10 protein-coding genes are annotated in these 24,531 nt (G+C 37.7%); 6 read left to right on the top strand and 4 right to left on the bottom strand.

Annotated features, from left to right (window positions below):
• The first annotated feature begins 161 nt into the window (after positions 1-161).
• From IJ535_RS04470 to IJ535_RS04450, 5 genes are all read left to right on the top strand, one after another.
• Positions 162-10,844: a fibronectin type III domain-containing protein gene (locus tag IJ535_RS04470; RefSeq protein WP_294299355.1), complete on the top strand. Its 10,683-nt coding sequence runs from the start codon at positions 162-164 to the stop codon at positions 10,842-10,844.
• Positions 10,845-10,998: 154 nt separating this feature from the next.
• Positions 10,999-12,444 carry an AAA family ATPase gene (locus IJ535_RS04465; RefSeq protein ID WP_294299352.1) on the top strand — a complete coding sequence of 482 codons (1,446 nt, stop codon included), beginning with the start codon at positions 10,999-11,001 and terminating at the stop codon, positions 12,442-12,444.
• Between the two features lie 112 nt (positions 12,445-12,556).
• Positions 12,557-13,735, top strand: coding sequence for a class B sortase (gene srtB / locus IJ535_RS04460; protein WP_294299350.1), 1,179 nt, complete (start codon positions 12,557-12,559; stop codon positions 13,733-13,735).
• 42 nt (positions 13,736-13,777) lie between these two features.
• The gene (locus IJ535_RS04455; protein WP_294299347.1) at positions 13,778-15,469 is read left to right on the top strand and encodes a hypothetical protein; all 1,692 of its coding nucleotides are present in this window, start codon (positions 13,778-13,780) and stop codon (positions 15,467-15,469) included.
• A gap of 12 nt (positions 15,470-15,481) precedes the next feature.
• Positions 15,482-16,132, top strand: coding sequence for a lysoplasmalogenase family protein (locus IJ535_RS04450; RefSeq protein WP_294299345.1), 651 nt, complete (start codon positions 15,482-15,484; stop codon positions 16,130-16,132).
• A gap of 102 nt (positions 16,133-16,234) precedes the next feature.
• Here the strand turns inward: IJ535_RS04450 and IJ535_RS04445 are convergent, their stop codons facing one another.
• Complete coding sequence (locus IJ535_RS04445; RefSeq protein ID WP_294299344.1) at positions 16,235-18,784, bottom strand: hypothetical protein; 2,550 nt, start codon at positions 18,782-18,784, stop codon at positions 16,235-16,237.
• 130 nt (positions 18,785-18,914) lie between these two features.
• Here IJ535_RS04445 and IJ535_RS04440 point away from each other — a divergent pair, with 130 nt between their 5' ends.
• Positions 18,915-21,095 carry an LTA synthase family protein gene (locus IJ535_RS04440; protein WP_294299343.1) on the top strand — a complete coding sequence of 727 codons (2,181 nt, stop codon included), beginning with the start codon at positions 18,915-18,917 and terminating at the stop codon, positions 21,093-21,095.
• A gap of 39 nt (positions 21,096-21,134) precedes the next feature.
• Here the strand turns inward: IJ535_RS04440 and IJ535_RS04435 are convergent, their stop codons facing one another.
• Genes IJ535_RS04435 through IJ535_RS04425 form a run of 3 tightly spaced genes read right to left on the bottom strand, consistent with a single transcriptional unit; the run spans position 21,135 to position 24,458 of the window.
• Complete coding sequence (locus IJ535_RS04435; protein WP_294299339.1) at positions 21,135-22,313, bottom strand: ribose-phosphate pyrophosphokinase; 1,179 nt, start codon at positions 22,311-22,313, stop codon at positions 21,135-21,137.
• 27 nt (positions 22,314-22,340) lie between these two features.
• Positions 22,341-23,330: an ATP-binding protein gene (locus tag IJ535_RS04430; RefSeq protein ID WP_294299336.1), complete on the bottom strand. Its 990-nt coding sequence runs from the start codon at positions 23,328-23,330 to the stop codon at positions 22,341-22,343.
• Positions 23,331-23,345: 15 nt separating this feature from the next.
• On the bottom strand, positions 23,346-24,458 hold the full coding sequence (locus tag IJ535_RS04425) for a DnaD domain protein (protein ID WP_294299332.1): 1,113 nt from the start codon (positions 24,456-24,458) through the stop codon (positions 23,346-23,348).
• Between the last annotated feature and the right edge of the window lie 73 nt (positions 24,459-24,531).

Below are 24,531 nucleotides of genomic sequence, written 5' to 3'. Positions count from 1 at the left end.
TATAACGCGGGTTGTCTATAAACTTAATAATGAGATTTTCCGATATGGAAATTGTAGTGGAATGTCCATGTCTATTTTTTGTATCCAAAATTAGGGCAAGCACTGCAAAACACTTATTAGAAAAGATGTTAGAAATGGGTAACGCAAAGGGGAATTGGCCTATGAACAACAGATTAAATTTCTTCAAAAGATTGACAGCATTTTTGCTGGCCATGTTGCTTGTGACAACAATGATGGGAAATGATTTCTTCTCATTGGCAACAAGCGATGAAATAATTACGGAGGAAAGTGTGGAAACAGGTGACAGTAGTTCGGCACCTGAAGCTGCGCCTGCGCCAGAAGCAGTGGATATACCACAGGAGCCTGCAACAGAAGAGCAGCAGACACCAGCAGAGCCAGAACAGGTAGTAGAACCAGCGACTAATGAAGCTGAGATACCAACAGAACCACAGCCTACAGTTGATGAAAATGGAAACCCTGTAGTTGTTCCAACTGAAAACCAGCCAAGCCCAGAGACTCCAGCAGAACCAAAGGAGTCTATTGATGATGCAGAAGTTACCCCTAACCCTGAAAATATAGATAAACCAGAAACTGATAAGACTAATGAAGAAGATATAGAAGATCCTGATGCGAAAGATAAGGAAGAGGGAATCGATGATGAAGAAACAGAGGATGAAGAGGAATTAGTTAAAGAAGAGGAAGAAGAGTGTGAGCACGAATGGAAATATGTTTCTAATGGAAATGGTACGCATTTTAGAAAGTGCACTAAGTGCGGCGAGGAAGGAGAGCAGGAGGACTGCGACTACGATGAAAACGGAGTATGCCGCAAGTGTGGTTACGAAGATAATTCGCTAGTGTTCCAGACATTCTCTAAGGAAATCCTTGGAACAACTGTAACAGTAGAAGGTAATATGCCAAGAAATGCAGACGTAACAATTTACTACGTAGGCAAGAAGGCAATTGAAAATATAGTAAATGATAGCCTGGATGAGGGTGTATTCAAGGCATACGCTGCATATGACATCACAATCTATGACCGTTATGGAAACAAGTATCAACCAGACTATGATAACAACGCTGTAAAGGTTACATTTGAATCAGTTAACAAGCTAGAAGAGGTTCCAGATGAGGAAGTAACAGTATTTAGAATTGAAGATGACTACAGCGTAACTGAGATAGCAGCTGATGCATCTGGAGAGGATGTAAGCTTTGAGGCTGAGCATTTTAGTACTTATGTAACTGGTACAGTAGATACTAATGATTGGGTAGAAATTAATGATATTAATCAAGTTGCATTTATAGGAACAGCTGATACAGCTTATGCATACACAAGAGCAGCTTATGCAGGTTTTGATTTCTATGCAGATGCAATTGGCGATTATGTGTTTACTGCTAAATCATATAAGAACTTAACATCGTCAGATAATCCAACATCTGGAGATTTGGCATCCGAATCAAGTGGAACATATAAAGTTACAGTAGCATCTGTAGGATGGCAGACTGTAAAGATTCCGTTAGTAGAAAAGAGCGTAGGAAACGGATATGTATCAAGAGGATATAGCTATTCAGTCGTTGTAGCATTTGAATCATCACCAAGTAACCATGTATATTTCAAATTTAATAATGGAAGTGACTCTTCAACTTATATTAGTAAGGGTGATACTTGGAAGGCTGAGACAGAGCACAATGGTATTTTCGTGGTAACAACTAGTAGCACAAATCCAAGTGATTACACGCTTGAAGTAACAGATACACCAAGCGATTCTTATACTATAGCTTCGGTAAAATCAGAAAACGATAAATTAGCTTCTGAAAATACAGTAGTATATGCTATTGGAGAAACAGATACATTGACAGCTATTTTAAGTGAGGCTACTGCAGAAAGAACAATTAATTGGGCTTTAGACCCAAGTTCTTCTAATGTAATAACACTTTCATCTGTATCTAATAATCCAATGGCAACAAAGATTACAGCTGCAAATCCAGGAAGTGTTAAGCTTAATGCTACTTATAAAGGAAGTACGTTTAGTATTACTGTTAATGTAGTAGATATAAAGATAGGTGGAGATAGTAGTGTAGAAGGAACAGCTAGTCATTCAGAAAAATATACAGGAACTAACATAGTACCTACAGTAGCAGTTAATACTACAGATGCTGGTGGAACAGTAAATTCTTACTATTATTTATCAGATACAACAGTAAAATCTGCTCCTAATGGAACCGGCGCTATTAGTGTGTCTTCGCTTACCTATCCATACACTATAACTAGATGCGATTCTGCAACAAATATAAATGCTGGAACTGCTTCAATTAATATTAAATACTATTATTCTGCAAGTAAAGTATATTCATATGATAGATTATTTACGATTACAGCTCTTGATGTAAGTACGCAGAATGCGGCAGGAAAGGATGCTTTTGATACAGCTGAATTTGTAGTCGAAAACGGTGTGGTAGTGGATGTAAAGAAAGTAAATGAAAACGGAGTCCTTACTGCAACACCAGTATTTAGTGATGGAGATATTACAGTAACACTGGAAGGTACACCAGTGTTTAGTTCCACTGGAATAAAATATACATATCGCGTAGTTGGACATAACAATTTTACGGGCCAGGTTGATGTTGTTAAAGAGATATCTGGAAGTGATATTTCACAGATTGTTAGAGCAGAAATAAAGACAGATTCACCACTATATTACTATGAATATACTGGAAAGGCATATAGCTTAAACGACTATGTTAATGGTGATAATTGGACAGATTTAGCATTTTATGATATGCAAGGTAATGAATTACCTGCAGGAACAATTAATAAGAATAATGCAACCGCAACAATTAATACAAGTGGAACAACAGATGGCGATTCCATTAACGCAGGAGCTAAGGAAATAGTTATTAGCCCTACAAGTGGATTTAGTGGAAGCATTGTAGTGCCATTTACTATTTACCCAAGATCACTGAGTGAAGTGGAGATTCACTGGGTTAATGGAACAGGTAAGTTCTCCTATACAGGAAACCCTATCGAGCCACAGGAATGCACATATGGAACTACCGATAAAGATTTCTATGTAACATTAAATGTAAGTGGAGATTCAGGTGATGAAATCAGAATAGACAATACAAATCAGCAGGAGTATAAGATTTCATATTTACCAGCAAATAACCACACAAAGATTACAGATTCTCCAACATTGATGCTTACAGCAACTGGAAAGAATTTTGAAAATCTTTCTACTCAATCCCTAGGCTACACTATCCAGGCAAGCTATGACCTGAATATGACTGTAAGAATTATTGATGGTGGTACATATAATGGTACTTATGATAAGAGGGACGGGAACGGATATTACCAAACAGGATATCAGAAGTACTATGATACAACAAATAGCATCCCTACAATTAAAGTTTTAGTAGGTGGAAATACAATTAGTTTATCAACAGACTATGATATCGAGGTTGATGATGATGCAAGTGCGCCAAATGGCTCATCTGATTTATCACCTTCGGTAGGAACAAAATATATAAAGGTTACAGCAAAAGCTGGTGGAAAATATGAAGGCGGTGGCACAGTAATAGCAACCTATACTGTAGTGCCAAGGCCTATTAATAGTGCTGTAATTACAGTGACTGATAAAACATCAACAAGAGATAAGATATTCAATAATTCTATATGGGGCTTGGTAATTGCGGAAAGTGATGCAGATACTGATTATGATCTCAAGATAAATTATGGAAACACATATCTAAAATATGGGGATGACTATACTATTGAATATTCAGGCGACCAGGTAAATGTTGGCACAGTAACATATACAGTAACGGGCAAGGGTAATTACACAGGTAGCTTGCCATCTAAATCATTTACTATAAAACCAGCAAGTCTTGCAGAAAACACAGGAACAGCTGTTGCAACACTTGATTTTACAAATCCAGTATTGAGCCTATCATATGATGGAAATCCAAAATATCCTACAGTAAATGTAAAGGTTAACAACAGCACATTTACGGAAACCTACAAATATAAAGAAGCAACACTAGAAAGCACGAACTTTACAGTAAGCTACGAGAATAATACTGCACTTTCTACAACAAATAGTCCAGCAAAGGTGACTGTAACAGGAAAGAACAATTTAACAGGAAGTGTTGTGTTAACATTTAACATAACAAGTAGCAAGGATAAATATCAGATTTCTATCAATGGAAAAGCAGCTGATTTATATAGCGAAGAAAAATTTGAATCAGACCATTATAGAGAATACTATTGTGACTTAAACGCAGTCTACAATGGTACAACTAACTATGGTGCTCCTGTAGTTATTAACCCTGCAACAAATGAAGTTCTTAACAAGAATGGTAGAAAGACGGATTACGGTTATGCATATTACAATACGGATAAGGTAAATCCATCAAAACCATATTCAACTGCAACATGGCCATATCTTAAGATTACAGGCATTAATTCTTTTGATGGAAATGATGCAATTGTATATTTTAAGATTTTACCTGTAAGTATTGCAGATGCAACAATAAATTTTGAATCAAATAATTCAAAGCTTGATTATGATGCTAATAATGTAGTAGTTCCTACATTTACAATCACATATGGAAATACTCCATTAACACTTGGAACGGATTATGAAGTAACATGCTTCGATGATGAGGCATGCACAGTTCCCGCTACAAAGAAGGCAGGTAAAAAGTATGCTGTTATCACAGGTAAGGGAATATATGAAGGTGAAGTGATAAAAGCATACACTGTTGGTGTTGATATAAGCGATGCATTAGTACGAATCATAGAACCAACAGATTCAAACCCAGCAATATTTGTTCCATCAGAGGAAGAGCGAAATGCTGGAACATTTGCAGCTAATAATAATTCTGATGCTTCCAACCCATTCAAAGGTGTTAAGTGGAGAGAGAATAAAGCAGCTAAGATTGAATTATATGATGGCGCAACTAAAATTGAACCTGAAAATCTAAATGCAGCTGAAGTAACATCTAAGTTCAAGGATGCATCGGGTGGAGTTTCTTATGTAGCAAGAAATTCTAAGGATAAAGAGGATTATAACTATAATGTAATTACTTATACAGTAAGTGCAAAAGAAGGAGCAAGTAAATATTTCGGAAGTACAACAATATACTACGAAATCCAACCACAGAGCATTATTATCGGAAACGGTATGGATTGGGAAAGCACAAGTAGTGTTATCTATTATGATGGAAATGCTGGTGAGTATAGACCTAAATTTGTACTTAAGTATGGCAATGATGCATATAGCCTGGTAGGAGGGGAGGATTATGTTCCATACCCAGTAAACATTGGTACCCCAGCTGACTATGAATCAGTTATTGATAAACCAGTTTATACCGTATACGGTGTAGGCAATTTTACAGATTCATATAATATGAATAACCTTAAAGTCGAGCGTGGCTATGTAATAGTAACAGCCAAATGGAGCGATGATACAGACGGTTCCTATACAGAAACTACAAGCAGCGCAACAACAACTAAGGATTTAGGCGCAATATATGCATATAAAGAGAACAAAGCTCAATGTCCTGAAATCACATTAACTGCGACAAATGGAACAACTAAGTTAGTTAAGGGAACTGATTACGATATTACATATCCTACAGAAGCTGAGCAAAAGGGTCAGACTAAACTTGATGAAGATTTAACTATTAAAATCAATATCAAGGGTGCTAACTATGTGGCTCAGACAATTACTATTACCTATAAGATAGCAAGTAACAATATTAAGGACTTCTATGGCACATTAAGTGACATACCTTATACAGCAACTACTGTAGATATAAATACGGTAAAGAAGGCCACATTGAAGCTTGCTACAACTAAGGGCGGCGCAGAGCTGACAAAGGGTATAGATTTTGAATTAGTAGAGACAGATGCTGAGACTCAGGAAGCTAAATTCCAGGCACAGTTTGGTAATACATATGATAAGGCTGTAGTTACAGAATCATTGCCTTCATATCAAACAAACTACATATTTGTTAAAGGTATTGGTATATACAGTGGCTATTGTAGAATACCATTTAGCATCATCCTTGATTTAGGTAATGATGCTTACACTAAGGTAAGTATGCCTAAGGATAGTTATGAGCTTGGTGATGATGGCAAGCCTACAGGTACTGAGTATGTTCCAACTATAATGTACAGAGATGTCAATGGAGCACAGGATACATATACCAAGCAATTAACAGCGCCAGAGGTTCAAGTATCAGAAACAGATGGAACAACAACTACTAAGACCTTAACAAACTATACGATAACCAGAGACCGTGAAGGTAAACCAGGTCCTGATGGAAGTATTGCAGTAACAGGTGCTTATAATTGTACGGGAACAGCTAAGAATGTTCAGTCAGTTAATGCTAAAGATGTATGCTTCCAGATTAGACTATCTAATTATGGTGATTTGGCTATAAGTGGAAATGGCATTTATACATACACAGGAAGTGCGGTAATTCCAGCAATCAATGGACTTATAGATATTGGAGCTGTGGCTGCACCAGTAACGGTAAATGCTGACCAGACTATAACCATACACAATGGAGATGGCACAGATTATGCTTTAACCTATGAATATACAGATGGAAAGGTTACAAATACTGCAATTAAGGCAGGAAAATGGAAGGTTAATGTTGTACCTACTACTACAAGTAGATTCTTTATTCCTGGTACGTCTAAGTCACTAGAGTTTTACATAAAATATGATTTAGATAATGCAACGATGACATTTGCTAATGCATCTTACGATACTGATGACCCAAGTAACCCTCCAAAGGTAGGCTATACAGGAAATCCTTATAGCTTTACTGATAATGTAACTATTACAGATTATGATGGCACAACAGAGATATATTCAAAGGACAATAATGCTCTTGTTACACTAAATCCGACTGAAAAGACGGATATGGGTACATATACAATTACAGCAACAGCGAAGGATTCAGATTATTGTTATGGTACATGTACTGCAAAATTTGCTATATCTGGAATAAGTCTTGCTGATGCAGCAGTCACTCTAGAGTATGATAGTAAGGAATATACTGGAAAAAATTTAGCGCCAAAGGCAACAGTAAAGATTCAAAATGGTGCTATAACACTTACTGAAAATACAGATTATACAGTAAAGTACGAAGATAACATTAATGCTGGAACAGCAAGAGTCTTAATATCAGGTATTAACAATTATTCTGGAAGTATAACAAAGACATTCACTATTACAAAGAAGGATTTAAGTGGATGTACAGTAAGCTTTGGAGATGCATATTATGTAGGAAATGCCGCTGGTCTTAATGTTGAGCCTACAGTTACTGTAAAGAATGGTACAGTAGAGCTTAGGTCAGGGGTAGATTATAAAGAAATCACATCTGCTGATTTTGCAAATAATGGTTCGATTGCAACAGCTGTATTAAATGGAAACACAGAGGAAAGCAGCTGGACTATGAGGCCAAGCGTGACTATTACTGCAACAGCAAATGGTAACTACACTGGCTCTATCACTGCTAAATTTACAATTGAAAAGCTTGATATCGAAACAAATCAGGCAGTTAATATAGCGGCAACTTCAGCAGAGTTTACTGGTGATGTAATCGACCCTTATGAAGCAGTAGCTTTATCTGTAACATACAAGAATGTTGAAACACCATTAGTAAAATATGAAACTGCAACTGGTAATGGAGATTATAGTATTGAAATATTAGATTCAGCAGGTAATGCTGTAACATCGCTTATCTCCATGGGTTTATATAAGATGATTATCACAGGTAAGAATAGCTGTACCGGTGAAAGAATAATTGATTTCACAGTTACTCAGCGCTCATTACCAAATAATTATCACTATTATTACTCTACAGAAAAACCTGGTTTTGAGGGAACCTGGAGAGAATTAACTACAGCTGATTTTGATACAGCAGAAAACTATAAGCCTGGTTTTGTTACTGAAGGTGGATTAGCAAATGATAAATTAAAGATTTACATTTATGATTGCACAACAGTAAAGGCAGGCGAAGATAACGTACCTGAAATTGCCATTATAGATGCAGGTGTAAAAGATCCTGATGATTCATCAAAAAATTATGAGCTGATAAAAGAAAAGGATTACACTGTAACTGTATCTAATGCCCAGAAAGCTGGTACTGCAGAGTGGAATAGAGCGGCAACAGAAGATAAACATGCAACAGTTGCAGATACATCGCCAGCTATAACAATCACTGGCCAGGGCGATTACACAGGTAGTATCACATTGCCATTTAACATTGGTAAGAATATTAATAATCAAGGTCTGAAGATTACATATTCTGTCAATGGTACAGACTATGCTTATGATGCAAGCTTTGGCACATATTCATCAACAAGTCCAAGATGGCAGTATACATACAATGGAACTGCACAGGTACCAGTAGTAAAGGTAACAACCAGCAGTGATGTAAGACTATCAAGCACTAAGGATTACACTGTATCCTACACAGATGGCGTAGGAAATGATGACAGTTCAATTAATGCAGGGTACAAGTATGTTGTAATAACTGGTAAGGGTGATTATTGTGGAACCATGATTCAACGATACCAGATAAATAGAAAGAAGATTACGGCAGAACCTGTAATAATGAATCCAAAGACGACTGCAGCAGGTGGAACATACTTTACAACAGAGGTCAATCCATATGCAGCTGATAAGACGGATGCTGGAACCTATGGAAATCCTGTATTAACATTCCGACTTACTGGATTAAACAAGCTAACAGACGAGACCGCTAAGAAATATCTTGCAGCCCATGGATTAAAGACTGATGATGACAATAATCAGACTGCTGATTATGTTGGATACTATTATGGAATATATTCAGGTACTGCTATTAAGCCTGAAATAACAGTGTATGATAATACCCTTGGTACTGCAGGAACTACAACAAAGCAAATCGCTGGCGGAGACGATGGTGACCTGGATATTAATTATTTGAATGATAATACCAAGACACTGTTTAACGATGATGGAACAATCTTAAGATGTGGAGAAGTAACAATTGGCTTTAAGGCAAATACTAATACACTTGAATCTACATCCAAGGGAAATTATTACGTTGGCAGTGAGTCAGCTAAGTATCGTTTCAGATACATCATCGTTGCAAGAGATATTACATCAGATGACTTTGTAGCAGAGTTTGTAGAAGGTCTTGATAAGCCTCAGGATTACACAGGAAGCTTCATTGAGCCAGAAGTATCTGTTACAAATGGTGGTTCACCACTTGTTAAGTACGATGAGAGTACTGATGAAGGTGATTACAAGCTAACATATGAGGATAACGTAATTCCAGGTACAGCTACAGTAACTATTACAGGTGTAAATAACTATACCGGTACCAAGACATTGCACTTTGACATCATGGGTAACCTAAATAATGATACCGTGGAATGCTCAAAGGATGATAATGGAAATTACATTAAGGGCGCACCTAAGCAAATCTATACTGGAACATCCATTACAAAGGGTAATCCACAGATATATTTGATGCTTGAAGGAACAACAGATTATCCTGAAGATGTAATCCTTACCTATGGTGAAGAGTACATGGTATCTGGTGTAGGCGATACTGATAATTATGTATCTTATGGTACTATTATCTACTCAGGTGTTGAGGCTAAGTATTGGAAGGGCGATAAATCGGTATATTATGACATTGAGTTCAACGAAAGTGAAATTCATGTTAATAATAACGAGGGTGATTATAAGTTTACCGGATTCCCAATCGTTCCTAAGTTTACACTGAATGTATCTACTGCAGAGATTAAATCTACTAAGTACTATCAGAATAGTAAAGAGATTGACCCTACCGCAGATGCAGATAAGCAATACTTTACAAATAACGGAACAATAGACGTAGTAATAACCTATGATGTAGGAAATAAGAAGGGTAATACCGCTACTACACAGTACAATATTGTTCCAAGACCTATCGAAGAATGTAATGTTGAATATGCTAAGGACTTCCATAGATACACCGGAAATGCAGTAGAACCAGCATTCTCAATAAGTATCATTTCAAAGAATCTGCAAACAGATAAGGAGCAGATTTATACTGATTTGCAAGTCTTCGATGAAGCAACAAATACTGGTGATTACACAGTTGATTACGGTAATTTTGTATATAGTACAAGCGAAGATGATTGCTATATTACACTTACAGGAAAGTCTGATAAGCTTGAAGGAACAGCTACATATCCATATACAATCAGCTTGCAGGCAGTTGCAAATCTGAGAGTAACAGAAAATACTGGCGATTCTATGACAGTCAAGTGGGTTAAGGATCTGTTCTCTGATGGAACACAGCTGAAGTTTGAAGTGATGAATTCAGATGGAACCTACAAGGATTATATGGTAACCAGAATTGCTGGAAATGGAAATGAATATAAGCTAGAGGGACTTAAGGGCAGCACAACCTACAGAATTACTGCAACAGCTTATGCAAACCCAGCAACAGGAGTAACAATTTATAGTGATGATAAGACTATAGAAAAGACTACCGATGTAGAGAAGTCATCTATTACTGTAAAGAGAAGTAGTTCAGACCCAACCAGAGCTACAGTTACTCTTCCAAGCGATGGCGATGTTGTTATCTACTACATTTATAGATCAACAGATACAACTAGCAAGGGTACATTGTGTGCAATCTTACCAAGAGATACAGGAGCTTATACAAACACAAATCTTAACAGTGGAACAACATATTATTATTACGTAGTAGGATATGGCTTCTCATCTACAACAGGTAAGCTAGAACAGGTTAATCAGTCAGAATATGTAGAGGCTGTAATTCAGTAAAATTAAATAATAATTCTAGAGGCTAAGAGCTTTCGGGCTTTTAGCCTCTTTTTGTTATCTAAAAAAAATATTACCCAGCCAAAAGTGGTAAAAAAATTAAGATTTGGCTCGATAATGATTGACGCCTAATTATTAAATGGATTATATTATAGATATGAATACTAAAAAAATAATCGGACGAATTGAAGAATGTGAAAGGCTAAATGAGGTTCTTGAGGCTGATTCTGCGCAGCTTGTGATAGTATATGGCCGTAGAAGAGTAGGAAAGACTTATCTTATTAATCAGTATTTTGAGAATAAGTTTGCATTTAAAGTCACTGGTGCATATATGCAGCCGAAGGCTGTTCAAATAAAGAATTTTATACAGGAGCTTTCTCGTAAAACTAAGCAAAAATACGAACAGCCTACAGATTGGTATGACGTTTTTGAATTAATTAGAAACTATATTGAAGATTTACCTGAAGATGAGAAGCAGGTGTTTTTCTTTGATGAACTTCCTTGGATGGATACTAATAAATCTGATTTTTTACCTGCCTTTGAATGGTTTTGGAATGATTATGCATCTACAAAGGATAATGTAGTATTTATTGTTTGTGGCTCAGCAACATCATGGATGGTAGAACATATATCTCATAATAAGGGCGGTTTATTTAATCGCCAAACCTGTAGATTATATCTAAAACCATTTACTCTAGCGGAGGTAGAGCAATATCTGCTAAACAAGAATTTCATATGGTCTAGATATGACATTGCAGAATGTTACATGATTATGGGAGGAATTCCATATTACCTTAGTTTACTTAAGAAGAATCTGTCTTTATCTCAAAATATAGATGCACTGTTCTTCAAAGACAAAGGTGAGTTATGGGATGAATTTGAGCACTTGTATGCCACACTTTTTTCTAATAGCGATGTTTATGTTAAGATTGTGGAACTTTTAAGTAAGAAGCGCTCTGGTCTTACAAGGCAGGAAATTATAGAAAGCGGTGCTTTCCAGTCAAATGGATCTTTATCAAAGATTTTAAACAATCTGGTCGATTCAGGCTTTATTAGAATAAATGCATTCTATGGCAAGAAAAAGAAGGAAATACGCTATCAGCTTTGCGATTACTATACTGCTTTTTATCTGTATTTCATTAGAGATAACTATGGTAAGGATGAGCATTTTTGGACTAATTCAATAGATAACCCTTCAAAACGTGCCTGGACAGGGCTTACATTTGAACAGGTATGTAAGGATCATGTGTATCAGATAAAGAAAGCTCTTGGGGTATCAGGTGTATTATCCGAGGAGTCAGTTTGGCAGATAAAAGGTGGCATAGATGAAAATGGCACAGCTCAAAAGGGTGCTCAGATTGATTTGTTAATCGAAAGGCGCGATAGAGTTATAAACATATGTGAGATTAAGTATTCTCAAAATGAATATGAAATCGATAAATCATATGATATGGAATTACGCAATAAGATAGAACGTTTTAGAAGAGAAACAAATAATAAGAATTCCCTTCAACTTACCTTAATCACTACCTATGGTTTAAAACGAAATATGTATAGTAATATTGCATCTAATCAGGTTATATTAGATGATTTGTTTGAATAATAGCTAAGCCAAATCTATCCAAATTTTATAGATTTGGCTAAGCTATTTTTTGATTATTCGACTTGCTGAAATATTTACAATTAGGTAGAATTTTATTAGAAGGTAAATGTGTATGGCGGAGAAAAAAAGGTTCATCATAGGCGGGTTTGAATTTGAGACTCACTATGAATATCGTGCAGCCCAAGAGGATGTAAAGAAAATAGAGTGCATCAATGAGGAGCTTGATATCCAAGATCCTGAGGTTGCTTTGCGCCTTTATAATGATATTCGCGATGGTATTATTACATTTAATAGCCCTATTGGGGCTCAGTATACAGAGCATGTGGCAGATATTGTGGCTAATAAGTCCGCTGGCCTACTTGATGATAGGGAGCTTATCGAAGAGGCTGCTACAAAGGCCAAGAGTTCTAGGCGCTTAGGCCTTATTTTTGTGGGGCTTGCAGTAGCTCTTATTGGCATTTATGCCACAATAGAAATCAAAGAGGTAATGGAGACCAGACGTCTCGCCAAAATTCAAGAAGAAGTCAAGTCCGCTCAGGACACTAATAATTCACAAAAAAACGTTAATATAAACAATGAAAATGACGATATAGATTCTGTAGAGAACTCAAATAGTGAAAATGTGTCTAGTAACACAGCAAAAGCCAATGAAATTACGGAGGATATAATTACTAGCCCATGGGATACAAATTATGCTCCTGAGGACAGAGAAATTCTTCCAGAATTAACAGGTTTATATGCTGAAAATCCAGATTTGGTAGGCATTTTGGAGGTGGTAGGAACAGATATCAACTACCCTGTTGTTCAGACACCAAGTGATCCAGAATACTATTTGAGAAGGGATTTCTATGGAGAGGATAGTACAGCAGGTACTTTATTCGTTGATTATCGTTGTGACATAGTAAATCCGACTACCAATACCATCATATATGGTCACAACATGCGCTCTGGAACCATGTTTGGTGGATTGAAGCGTTACTTGAAACAGGATTACTATCAGTCGCATAAAACGATAATCTTTAAGACTCTTTATGAGGAGCAAGAGTACGAAATTGTAGGAGTGGGCTTATCGGCGGTAGGCTATGATGACGATGAAAACTACAAATACTACAATTTCATCAACGCGGTTACAGGTAGCGAGCTCAAAGAGTTCTTAGACAATATCCAAAGTTTATCAGTTTATGATGAGACAATTGATATCAGCGCGACTGACAAGATATTGACTCTCAGTACATGCAACACCTACACCGAGGATGGACGAATGTTTGTTGTGGCCAAGAGAGTCAAATAACAACACTAGAGTCTATAAACTTGGAGTTTAAGGGTGGAAGCTATGGTGAAAAAGGGATTTTTAAAAAAGACAGGATGTATTCTAATTAGCGCGTCTATCATTTTGACAGGCGTGACTTTCTTTGGTAGCTCAACGTCTGAAGCTGATGATGAAGATTTGAATTTAGTAGAAGAGAGTCTTCCAGAAGATGTTCCACAAGACATTCCAGATGAAACAGGGGAAAAGAAAGATGTTGAAGAACCTTCTGAGTTGCCTGAAGAGGGAAAAGATGGAGAAGAGACTACAACACTTGATTTAACAACCCTTGAGGAAGATAATTTAACACCTTTGAGTGGAAATAATATGAGAATGATGCTGGGGGCTTCATTGAATGCCACTAGCTCTTCTGATGACACAACAGAGGCAACATACAGTGCTGACGGTACAGAATTAATATATGTTCCAGCTGGAGTAGGAGAGAGCTTTACTGTGCCATCGTCAGTAACATCTATAAGAGCTGATGCATTTAGTAGCAGTAGTGTTAGCACGATAACATTTGAAGGTGGTGGAGACAAAGTTAGCAGTTTTGGCTCACAGAGTAATGATTGGCCTGCTAATGGAACAGTAGTATATTGTTATGGTTCTTCTGAGAAGGCAGCTTCAACAGTATCACAGTTTTTCTTAGCAAGAATTACTTCATCAAGAAAGATTAGTATTTATTATTCAGAATCTGATATTACACCAGATGATCCTACACCAGAGACAACTGTTATTGTAAATGTAACTGAAACGGCCAGCGATAGTAGCTTTGAAGATACAACTACCCCTTATTCTTTAGTAGCTGGTTCAACGTATACACCAAATACAAGAACTGGTTACACAGTTAGCCCAAAAAGCTATAGTGTAACTTCAGAGGCTATCCAGTCGGTTACATTTATATACTCGCCAGAAGCTACAGCAGATGACCCATTAGTAGATGTAATAGATGAGTATTATGATTCTACTGGAAATACAAAGGTTAGCTCAAATACAGATAGAACGCAAAATTATAAGGAAAATGATATTATTAAGCCATTATCTATATCAGGCTATACATTGTTTGAAGGCAGCAATTATACAGTAACTTCAGAAAAAACTGGACAGACAGTAACATTTAAATATAAGGCCAACGGTACAACACCAACACCATCAGGTGGTGGCTCATCAAGTTCTTCAAGCAGCTCAAGCTCACCAGCTGCCAAAACAGCTACAAGCAATATAAATGCTGGTTTAAAGGGTATCTACCAGGTAACACAGGGAGCTAATCAGACAGTGGCACGCAATGGAGGCCCTGTAAAAATTGTCTGCAACGGCGAGTTAAACAAGCTTACAGGAATCTTTGTGGATAAGGTTAGAATCGATCCAAGCAGATATACCCTGGAATCTGGTTCTACAATCCTTACATTTACCGGTGGATTTGTTAAGCTGTTTTCCACAGGCGACCATGTAGTCAGATTTGAGTACGTGGATGGATATGCAGAGACAGGTCTTAAGGTGACAGAAGGAAAGACAACTACCACAGTTACCTACAAGGTTAGCAGTGATGGTTCTATATCATCTGGTCATACTAAGGACACAACACCAAAGACAGCAGATGGCTTTGATAACAAGTATCTACTTTGCATAGCAATCTTCTTACTTGGTGCAGGTTCTATTCTATTTGGTAACCAGAGAAAACTGGAAGCAATATTGGCAGGGGAGAATGACGACGAATAGTCAGGTGGAAAAATGATTATAGCAGAAACTATTATTTATGTAGCACTAATAATTGCATTATTTGCTGTATGTGATAATAGATATTCAAGGAGATACTATGTCCCATTAAAGGTGGTGTGTAGCATCTCCTTTTTGGTGATTTTCTTTATTAACTATTATTACAGCGCAAAGCTTGGACTTTTGGTATGGGCACTACTGGCATGCTTTGTAGGGGATATATTGATGGGATTGTATAATACCTATATGCGAAAGCAATTTATAGCTCTTGGAATAATTGCCTTTATGCTAGGCCATGTGGGATTCCTTAATTATATGTGCAGGATTACCAATAGAACCAGCGTGATGGTATATATCGCACCTGTTGTGGCATGCCTGATATTACTTTGGATGAAGAAAAGGTATCATTTGCACATGGGTTCCCTTTTAATCCCTTGTGTTATCTATTGCTACTTTGTATCAACTATGACCTTAAAAGCCGTAGAATGTGCCCTAAACGGATTAACACTACTTGGGGTTGCAGGAGTATTATTTTTAATAAGTGATTTTACAATTCTTTTCTTATATTTCTATCATTTTAGCCACATAAAAAATAAGCGCGCGGTCCACTACGTAAACCTCGCGACGTATTATCTAGCTATTTTATTATTTATTTTTAGCCTTTAAGTGAGCTGGTAGTCTACAAACATAATAATTCCTAAGCGAATAATCTTATGAGCGTGGATTTATTATGTTTGTAGACGTAACCAGCGGACTATCGGACTGTGTCTATTCGATATAGGATACGAATACGTTTCCGAAGGATTCGAAGTATTCGCTGGCCTCAGTCATGCCCATCTTAGCATTTTTGCTTGTCTGAGGGTCGAAATATATGATAGAAGAGGCATCATAGCCTACTATAAGTACGGCAGTATCTTCACCAGTAAAGGCGTAAACAGGGATTCCCTGGCTTACATAATAAAGTACCTGGCTAAGCTTAGCTCCTGTTAAATCAAGAATATCATAATCCTTAAGGGTCTTTCTAAGGATTGAAATAGGCGTCTCGCCTGATTCTAATAGAGTGTGGACTTGTACATTTTCCCCGGCATGAACTAACATAGCGGATAAAGCCTTGGCAGAACCTGATGCCTCAGCATCGCTAGAACCGTATGCGATACCTGTAATGGCGTTCTGGTAAGCTTTGCCACCGCGCTTCCATATATATTTAGGAGTGTTATCAAGTACAATGCCCATTTCCTCATCAGCCAGGCTGATTGCAGAGAGCAAATCGTCTGTGGCAAGTGCCACCTTATTTCCTACATATACATAGTACTGAGTAGAAGCAGTTGCGGATGATACAGAAATATTTCTGCTTTCGTCTGCAAGGACAAGGCCTGTAATATCGTATTTAACAGTGCCTAGCTTTTCGTCCTCAGCCAGTGGTGTCATGGTAAGGGTAACCACCTGTTGCTTAACATCATCAGTGGCTAAAGCTATATCAACAGCTTTGTTTTGTTCACCGGCGCTGTTTTTGATGGTGTCACCCTCAGCTGCGGTAATGATGCCATCCTCACCAATCTGAATTCTATCAAGATAGATGGTGTATGAATCAATAGATGTATCAGTAATGTAATAGCCGTTCTTCTGATAGGTCATTAGCTCTCGGCTGCTATCTGAAGAAACATCTGCAATAGTGAGCTTGTACATAGGATAGATTGTAGAGCCGGCACCATCAGTGGTGATATCGCTCTTGTTAAGTGTTCCGTAGATTAAATCGTCATCCAGGAACTCTAGAGGCTTCAGTAGCTGCCCGCTATTTGCTTTGATATCAAAGGATGAGCCTGTTTCTAAATCCATAATGTGGATAGTGTCAGACATATTGTCTTCATCCATCCATGCGAAATATCTGCGAGAACCTGATACTGCATATTTGGCATCATCAAGCCCTGTCATCAATTCCTTGGTGGTTAGCTCGTTAAGAGATATATAAAGCAGAGTGCCATTTACCATGATATAAAAATCATTGTTAGCAGTCTCGTATAATAGCTCAGAAAAGTTGGCATTCAATATCTGATAAGAGCTTGTTGAGGTAATGAAAACCTGCTCTGTAGAGGTATCTTCTATGGCATCGTAGTGGAACAGGTTGATACCACATTCTCCTTCGTGGGAACCGGAATTCATGTAGCCGTATACAACATAATCCATAGTACCGCTTTCATCTATGTTTAGTAGAAGGATTTGGTGCTGGTCGTAGATAGAGCGGATGTCGGTAGCGTCATCTACAAAGCTGAATATCTGCTTAAGCTTTCTATCTGTCTGGTTGTACTCAAAAAGAGAACCATTCTGTACAAATGAAACAATGGTACCTGTTTCGTTTGACAGATATTGCAAATTGGAATCAGTAATACCGATAGTAAGAATATTATCAGTAAATGAAGCCGAATCAGCATCAAGAATCTGATTCATAGTTCTATTGTAGGATAGCAGGTAGATTCTATCGGCTGTGTAGCGAATACGGTAGTCTTCCGAGCAAGTGTAATATTCTGTCTTGCCAGAGTTATCTCTTGATAATAAATAGGAAAGAGTAAGGCTAATGTAGTTAGTGCTGATATCTGTAAGCGCCACATTACATTCCCCTAACTGAGTTCCATCAAAATTACCGTAGGAAACCTGAGACAGGTTAGAATTAATATCCACATGGCTCAAATCATTGCTCTCAGTGGATTTTGGCTCAATATATGTAGCAAGGTCTGTAGTGTCTTCTGAAAGGGCCGTATTGTGGAAATACTGAGCGAAATCCAGTATCTCTTCCTCATGGCAACCATCTGGCTGCATTATACGAGTATAATAGTAGATTTCCTTATTAGGGTTTGCCAGAGTAATGATGAGCAGGTATTCCTCGTTCTTTTCAATAAGGTTTTCAGCCTGGAAGCTGGCTGTTAATACACCATCATCGTTGGTAAAATCCAAATCGTTGTTGGAAATATTACGCTGAGTATCCAAAGAGCGAATTTCGTATGAAACAGTATCGATATCGTAATTCTTGGCATCAATAGATAAGGAAACTGTTCGGTTGGAATCTAAAGGGATGATTGCATCACGCATGTATGCAGGGTCCATTTTAGTAACATAGCCGTGGAGTTCACTTGATGCATCACCTAAATAATTGATAGAAACCACAGGAAGTGTTGGGCTTTTTAGCTTAGAAACTTCTTTGGGCTCCTGAATATTTGTAATAACCTCAAAAAATATTATTGCAACCACAAAAATGGCAAATAATATGCTAGATCTTTTGATAATTTTGGTAGGTATGCCTTTTTTATAGAACTGTAATTTCATATATTCTCGCTTTCTTGCTTAATAAAAAATAAAGTGTTATAATCCGTTAGACTTTCGATTAATATTAAATCGGAATAAAGTTTATTTTATCACTATTTTTTCATACTGTCTTAGGTTTTACGGAGGATTCATGAAAAAATTATTATTGAAAATTAAAACCGGCGCTGGCTGGCTGGGGAAAGTTATAAAAAAACCATTTGTTAAGTTTGGTAATTCTAAGCTGGTACAAGGATATCTTGGAAGCAAGTTCCACAAGACCTGGATAATGCTATGGAGCGATTATTCACTGGCTATGCATATACCACTGGCACTTATCATAGTGTATATAATGGAGTGGATGTCCAGACATTCATTTGCAGCAGCCTGGGGATTTGTAGTAGACCATACCGGACCGTACCTTTTTAACTCATATTGTGTATTCGTTGCCTTATCAATAGTTTTCCTTAGTAAGAGAAGAGGTTGGTGGCGTGTTTTCATCAGTATGATATTTATTATCCTCGGTATAATAAATTGTATCATTTTGTTGAATCGTGTTTCACCATTTGGTTATACAGACCTATATATGATTAGCGACCTGCTTACAATGCAGGATTCTAATTACTTTTCAGCTGAGCAGGCTATGATATCTGTGATTGCCCTGGTGATTTACATAATTCTTATGTCTATCTACATGGCTAAGGGTCCTAAGAAGCAGAATTCAAAGCCATTTTGGCAGAGATTGATACTTGTGATTGTATTGTTTGTTTCACTTTATCCATCAACAATTCTTCTTAGACAGACAGGTATCATGACATCTTACTTTGGTAACCTGGCTCAGGGATATTTGGATTATGGCTATTTATACGGATTTTCAACATCAGTACTTGATAGAGGTATGAATAGACCATTTGGTTATTCTGAGAGCAAGATTGATGATATTTTAAAGAAGGATGCTTCATATGTTAACACTATAGAGATTCCTTCAGAGGATAAGTCCCAACCTAACATAGTAGTTATGCTGCTTGAATCATTCTATGATGTATCGGAATCAGAGTTCCTAGAGACTAGTGAGGATCCAATCCCATTTATCCATTCATTGGAGCAGAACTATTCTACAGGACATTGTATCGTTCCTGTTGTAGGTGCCGGTACTTGTAATTCAGAGTTTGAGGTTCTTACAGGTATGAGCTGTAGTTTCTTTGGCCCAGGTGAGTACCCTCAGAAGACCATCATCAAGGAGACTGATTGTGAGTCTTACGCAGATGTGCTTCACGATAATGGCTACAGCACCCATGTAGTTCATAATAATGGTGGTAACTTCTATTCAAGAGCAAACGCCTTCTCAATGATGGGCTTTGATACCTTTACATCAAAGGAATTGCTTGATATTACAGATTACACACCACTTGGCAACTGGCCTACAGATGACATCCTTATTGATGCCACAGTTGATGCCATGGATGTGGATGATAAGCCTGATTTTGTATATACAATCACTGTAGAAGGTCATGGTGCTTATCCTACATACCCTGTTGAGGAAGACCCTGTTATCAAGGTTAATGCCAAGGGTAAGACAGAGGAAGAGCAGAATGCATGGACTTATTACATTAATCGTATCTATAATGTAGATGATTTTGTTAAGAATTATATTGAAGCGCTTGATGCAAGAGGAGAGGATACTCTTGTTATCATGTTTGGTGACCATCTCCCAACTATGGGTCTTACAGACAGCGAAGTAGCTACAGGAGACCTTTACAAGACCAAGTACTTTACATGGAACAACTTTGGTATGGAGAAGATTGATCAGGATTTGGCTTCATATCAGCTTGTATCAGAGTTTTTAAACAGACTTGATATTCACAACGGCAATATTAATGCTTATCACCAGAGAGTGATGGCAGAAGGTGAAAAATACGGCAGCAATGACTATATGGGCGGCCTTAAGATGCTTCAGTATGATATCCTTTACGGTGACAGATACACCTACAAGGATGGCACAAAATACGGCCCTACAGAGATTACAATGGGCGTTAATGATGTTGTAATTGACAGCGCTTACTTTTTTAACGGTAAGCTGCATATTTACGGTGATGAATTCACCAAATGGTCTAAGGTATTTGTAAATGGAGAGCAGGTTCCTACCAAATACGAAAGTGGACAGGTTCTATCAATTAACATTGGAGATGTAGCTAATGGGGATACCATTAAGGTGTGCCAGATGGGAAGCTCTAATACGGTATTTAGGGAATCTAATGAGTATAAGGTTTACGACCCTAATTACATTGAAGAAGAACCAGAAATAGAAGAAACTGAAGAAGATGCAGAAGAATAAAAAAAGGCTTCTCCCGCAACCAGCGGGAGAAGCTTTTTTTTAATATTCGCCGTTTTTATAACGGGTAATGAGCTTTTCGATACGTCCGTATGGGTTGAGAAGCTCTGAGATAGAGCACTCATGATTAAGTGTATCGATAATATATGCGATGTACTTAGACATATCACATGTGATGAAGTAATCCTTGTTAAGAACTTCCTCTGGAAGGTAAGTAAGGTTTGTGCATACAACCTTGTAAATGATACCGTCCTCAACAGCCTGATCAAATTTAGCCATACCGTTTGTAAAGAGGCCGAATGTTGCAACAACAAAGATACGCTTAGCATTACGCTTCTTAAGCTCTGTAGCAACATCTATCATTGACTCACCAGAAGAAATCATATCATCAACGATGATAACATCCTTACCAGCAACATCATTTCCTAAGAATTCGTGAGCGACGATTGGGTTACGGCCATCAACAATGCGGCTGTAATCACGACGCTTATAAAACATACCAACATTAACACCAAGAACTGAAGCCATGTATACGGCTCTCTTAGTACCACCTTCATCAGGTGAGATAATCATAAGATTATCATTATCAAGCTTTAAGTCCTTGCAGTTCTTAAGAATGCCCTTAAGGAACTGATATGTAGGAGAAACTGTCTCAAAGCTGTTAAGTGGAATAGCATTCTGTACACGAGGGTCATGAGCATCGAATGTGATGATGTTATCAACACCCATTGCTACAAGCTCCTGAAGTGCCATAGCGCAATCAAGTGATTCACGAGCGCTTCTACGGTGCTGTCTACCTTCGTAAAGGAATGGAATGATTACAGTGATGCGCTTAGCCTTACCCATTGCAGCAGCAATAATACGCTTAAGGTCGCAGAAAATATCATCTGGGCTCATGTGGTTCTCATGTCCACAAACAGTGTAAGTAAGGCTGTAATTAGTAACATCAACAAGGATGTATAAATCAAGACCTCTAACAGACTGCTTGATGATACCCTTAGCTTCTCCTGAACCGAAACGTGGGCAGTCAGCGTCAACAATGTAGGAATCACTGCGATAACCAGCAAGGGTAATAATTGACTGGTCGCTTTTGCGTTCCTGTCTCCATGCAAGAAGGTAATCATTAACTCTCTCCGCGATGGCTGTACAACTCTTGTGTGGGATTAACCCAAGCTCAGCCATAGGTGGTGTGTTTTCCAACACGATTTCATTATTTGGCATGTTTTGCTCCTTGATTCTATTAAATTATTATTTTGATATTACTTTTTTCATGCGAATATCGTTTCCTATGAGCTTAATTACATCATAGTTAGAAAATACTCGCGAAGTAATACGTTCGCTGTAGGTGTCTCTCAAATCCTTAAGAGAGAGATTAGTGGAAATAATTGTTGATTTGTTGCGAAGTAATCTTTCATTTAAGCATTGAAATAGGCGAGCTGTAGTGAATGAATTCTGAAATTCTGTGCCTAAATCATCAATGATTAATAAATCGCAATCGAAAATATGATCATGAAGTTCTGCCACATTGGCATTCTTCTTAAATGTCTGTTCCTCAAAAACTCTAAATAATTCGCTTGATGTGAAATAAATAACTGAAGTACCCTGATCAAGCAAAGCCTTAGCTATGCAGTTTGACAAGAAGGTTTTACCACAGCCTGTCTTTCCAAGCAACAAGAGATTACCACCTTTTTGCCTAAAATTCTGCACAAAATTAGTGGCTCTTTCGTAAGCTATTTCAGCATTAGCCCGAGCGCTAACCTCAGAACCAGGCTCAAAATAGTCATCATCATACATATTGAGGTCAAACGCCTGGAAATTTTCCTTTGAAAGAATGTTGCTCATATTAGACTGACCATAGACGATATTGATAGCAGCCTGCTTAAAGCAATGGCAACGTTTGCCATTAACATAGCCTGTATCTTTACAATCTGGACAGTCGTATGGAGGCTCAAGATAATCCTCAGGGAAGCCAGCAGCCTTCATAAGCTCCATGCGCTTGTTCTTAAGAGCTTCCAGCTTGACTTTAGAATCAGCTGATGCCACTGCTACATCCTTTCCCTCGAAAATAGATGTGATAGACGATATTGAAACTCTGGAAACTTCTTCATCAATAGAAGAAAGCGAAGGAATGGCAGAATACAATTCTTTAGTACGGAAAGATATAATTTGATTGTTTCTAGACTGCTTGTGATTGTATTCACGCATAAGTGCGTCGTATTGCTCATTTGTGAGTGCCATATCAATTACCTCCCTTTAATTTCCAAGTAGTTTCTTTTCTAACGCATTAAAATCATAGTTTTGACGTTGTTCGAAATTTAAAAACTTGTTATTAGATTTTCCTCTAGAGCTTGCAGAAGCAGAGTTTGCAAAGCTAGAGTTCTTTACTCTTGAAGCATCTGAAAGCTTTGCAACCGAAGCCATTGTAAACTCCTGGTCAAGGCGGGCAATATCATCCAGCGATTTGACAGCTGATCTGTTCCAGCTTGTTAAAATAGAATCAGTGTACTTAAAGCTTGGCTTATTAGTAGCAGAAATAGTACGTTCACATGCCTCTAATATAATGTCTAAGCTAAAGCCGAATGTATTAACCCATTTATCGATAAAGTTGAGCTCTGAATCAACTAAATCTCTGTTTCCAATGCCAAGTGCCTTCTTAATAGAATAAACTGTGTTAGTGTGGGCACTAGATGACTTTCTAGCATCCTCTACAGTTGTGATACCGTCCTCTGTCCAGTTTCTGGCTACTGTATCCATGTAATGGAAGCTGTTGTGTCCATTATCAAGACATGTCTCAATAAGATACTGAATTAAATCTACAGACATGTGAAGACCATCGTACCAGAACAGTAATGTGTTGGTATCTGAATTAGAAAGTGGTCTGCCAAGGTATGTCTGAGTGGCGAAAATTAAATCCGATACTTCGTCCTCTTCCTTGAATGCATCTAATTCGTCTGGACTGTAGCTAGGTTTGAATGGTGCTGGTATATTTGAAACTGTAGGAGCCCCAGCATTAATAGCAACTGCTGGTACCGCAGCATTATTTACTGATGTGAATGAGCTGTTAGTACCATTCACATCCACTAAGCAGATTCCTGAAAGCTCATTGTCCTCAGAGTACTCAAGACGAAGCAAACCCACTTTCTCCCAATAAGTAAAAGCTCGCATGATATCCTTTTCTGTGTGGTCTAAGCAGTCCGCCAACTGTGAGATGGAAAAATCATAATCCTCTCGATTTAGACAACGCAGCAAGTAAAGGTAAATCTTTACGTACTCTCCATTGGCATCTTTCATGAAATCGTCAATAAAAGTATTAGAAATGCAAGTAAAACCAGAATTATTACTGGTGTGTAGCATGATGTCAGCCATATTTATTATCCTCTCCCTCGAAACTAAGGCAAATTATAGCAAAGTCATTTCAAAAAGAAAAGGGTGTGAAGTC

The organism is Pseudobutyrivibrio sp. (assembly GCF_017471675.1).
Classification (GTDB): Bacteria; Bacillota; Clostridia; order Lachnospirales; family Lachnospiraceae; genus Pseudobutyrivibrio.
This window is presented reverse-complemented; position numbering and strand designations above follow the sequence as displayed.

Bases quoted from the DNA above. Each gene is read 5' to 3' on its own strand.
- IJ535_RS04445 (WP_294299344.1), bottom strand. From the start codon at position 18,784: ATGAAATTACAGTTCTATAAAAAAGGCATACCTACCAAAATTATCAAA.
- IJ535_RS04435 (WP_294299339.1), bottom strand. From the start codon at position 22,313: ATGCCAAATAATGAAATCGTGTTGGAAAACACACCACCTATGGCTGAG.
- IJ535_RS04465 (WP_294299352.1), top strand. From the start codon at position 10,999: ATGAATACTAAAAAAATAATCGGACGAATTGAAGAATGTGAAAGGCTA.
- IJ535_RS04425 (WP_294299332.1), bottom strand. From the start codon at position 24,458: ATGGCTGACATCATGCTACACACCAGTAATAATTCTGGTTTTACTTGC.
- IJ535_RS04470 (WP_294299355.1), top strand. From the start codon at position 162: ATGAACAACAGATTAAATTTCTTCAAAAGATTGACAGCATTTTTGCTG.
- IJ535_RS04440 (WP_294299343.1), top strand. From the start codon at position 18,915: ATGAAAAAATTATTATTGAAAATTAAAACCGGCGCTGGCTGGCTGGGG.
- IJ535_RS04455 (WP_294299347.1), top strand. From the start codon at position 13,778: ATGGTGAAAAAGGGATTTTTAAAAAAGACAGGATGTATTCTAATTAGC.
- IJ535_RS04450 (WP_294299345.1), top strand. From the start codon at position 15,482: ATGATTATAGCAGAAACTATTATTTATGTAGCACTAATAATTGCATTA.
- srtB (WP_294299350.1), top strand. From the start codon at position 12,557: ATGGCGGAGAAAAAAAGGTTCATCATAGGCGGGTTTGAATTTGAGACT.
- IJ535_RS04430 (WP_294299336.1), bottom strand. From the start codon at position 23,330: ATGGCACTCACAAATGAGCAATACGACGCACTTATGCGTGAATACAAT.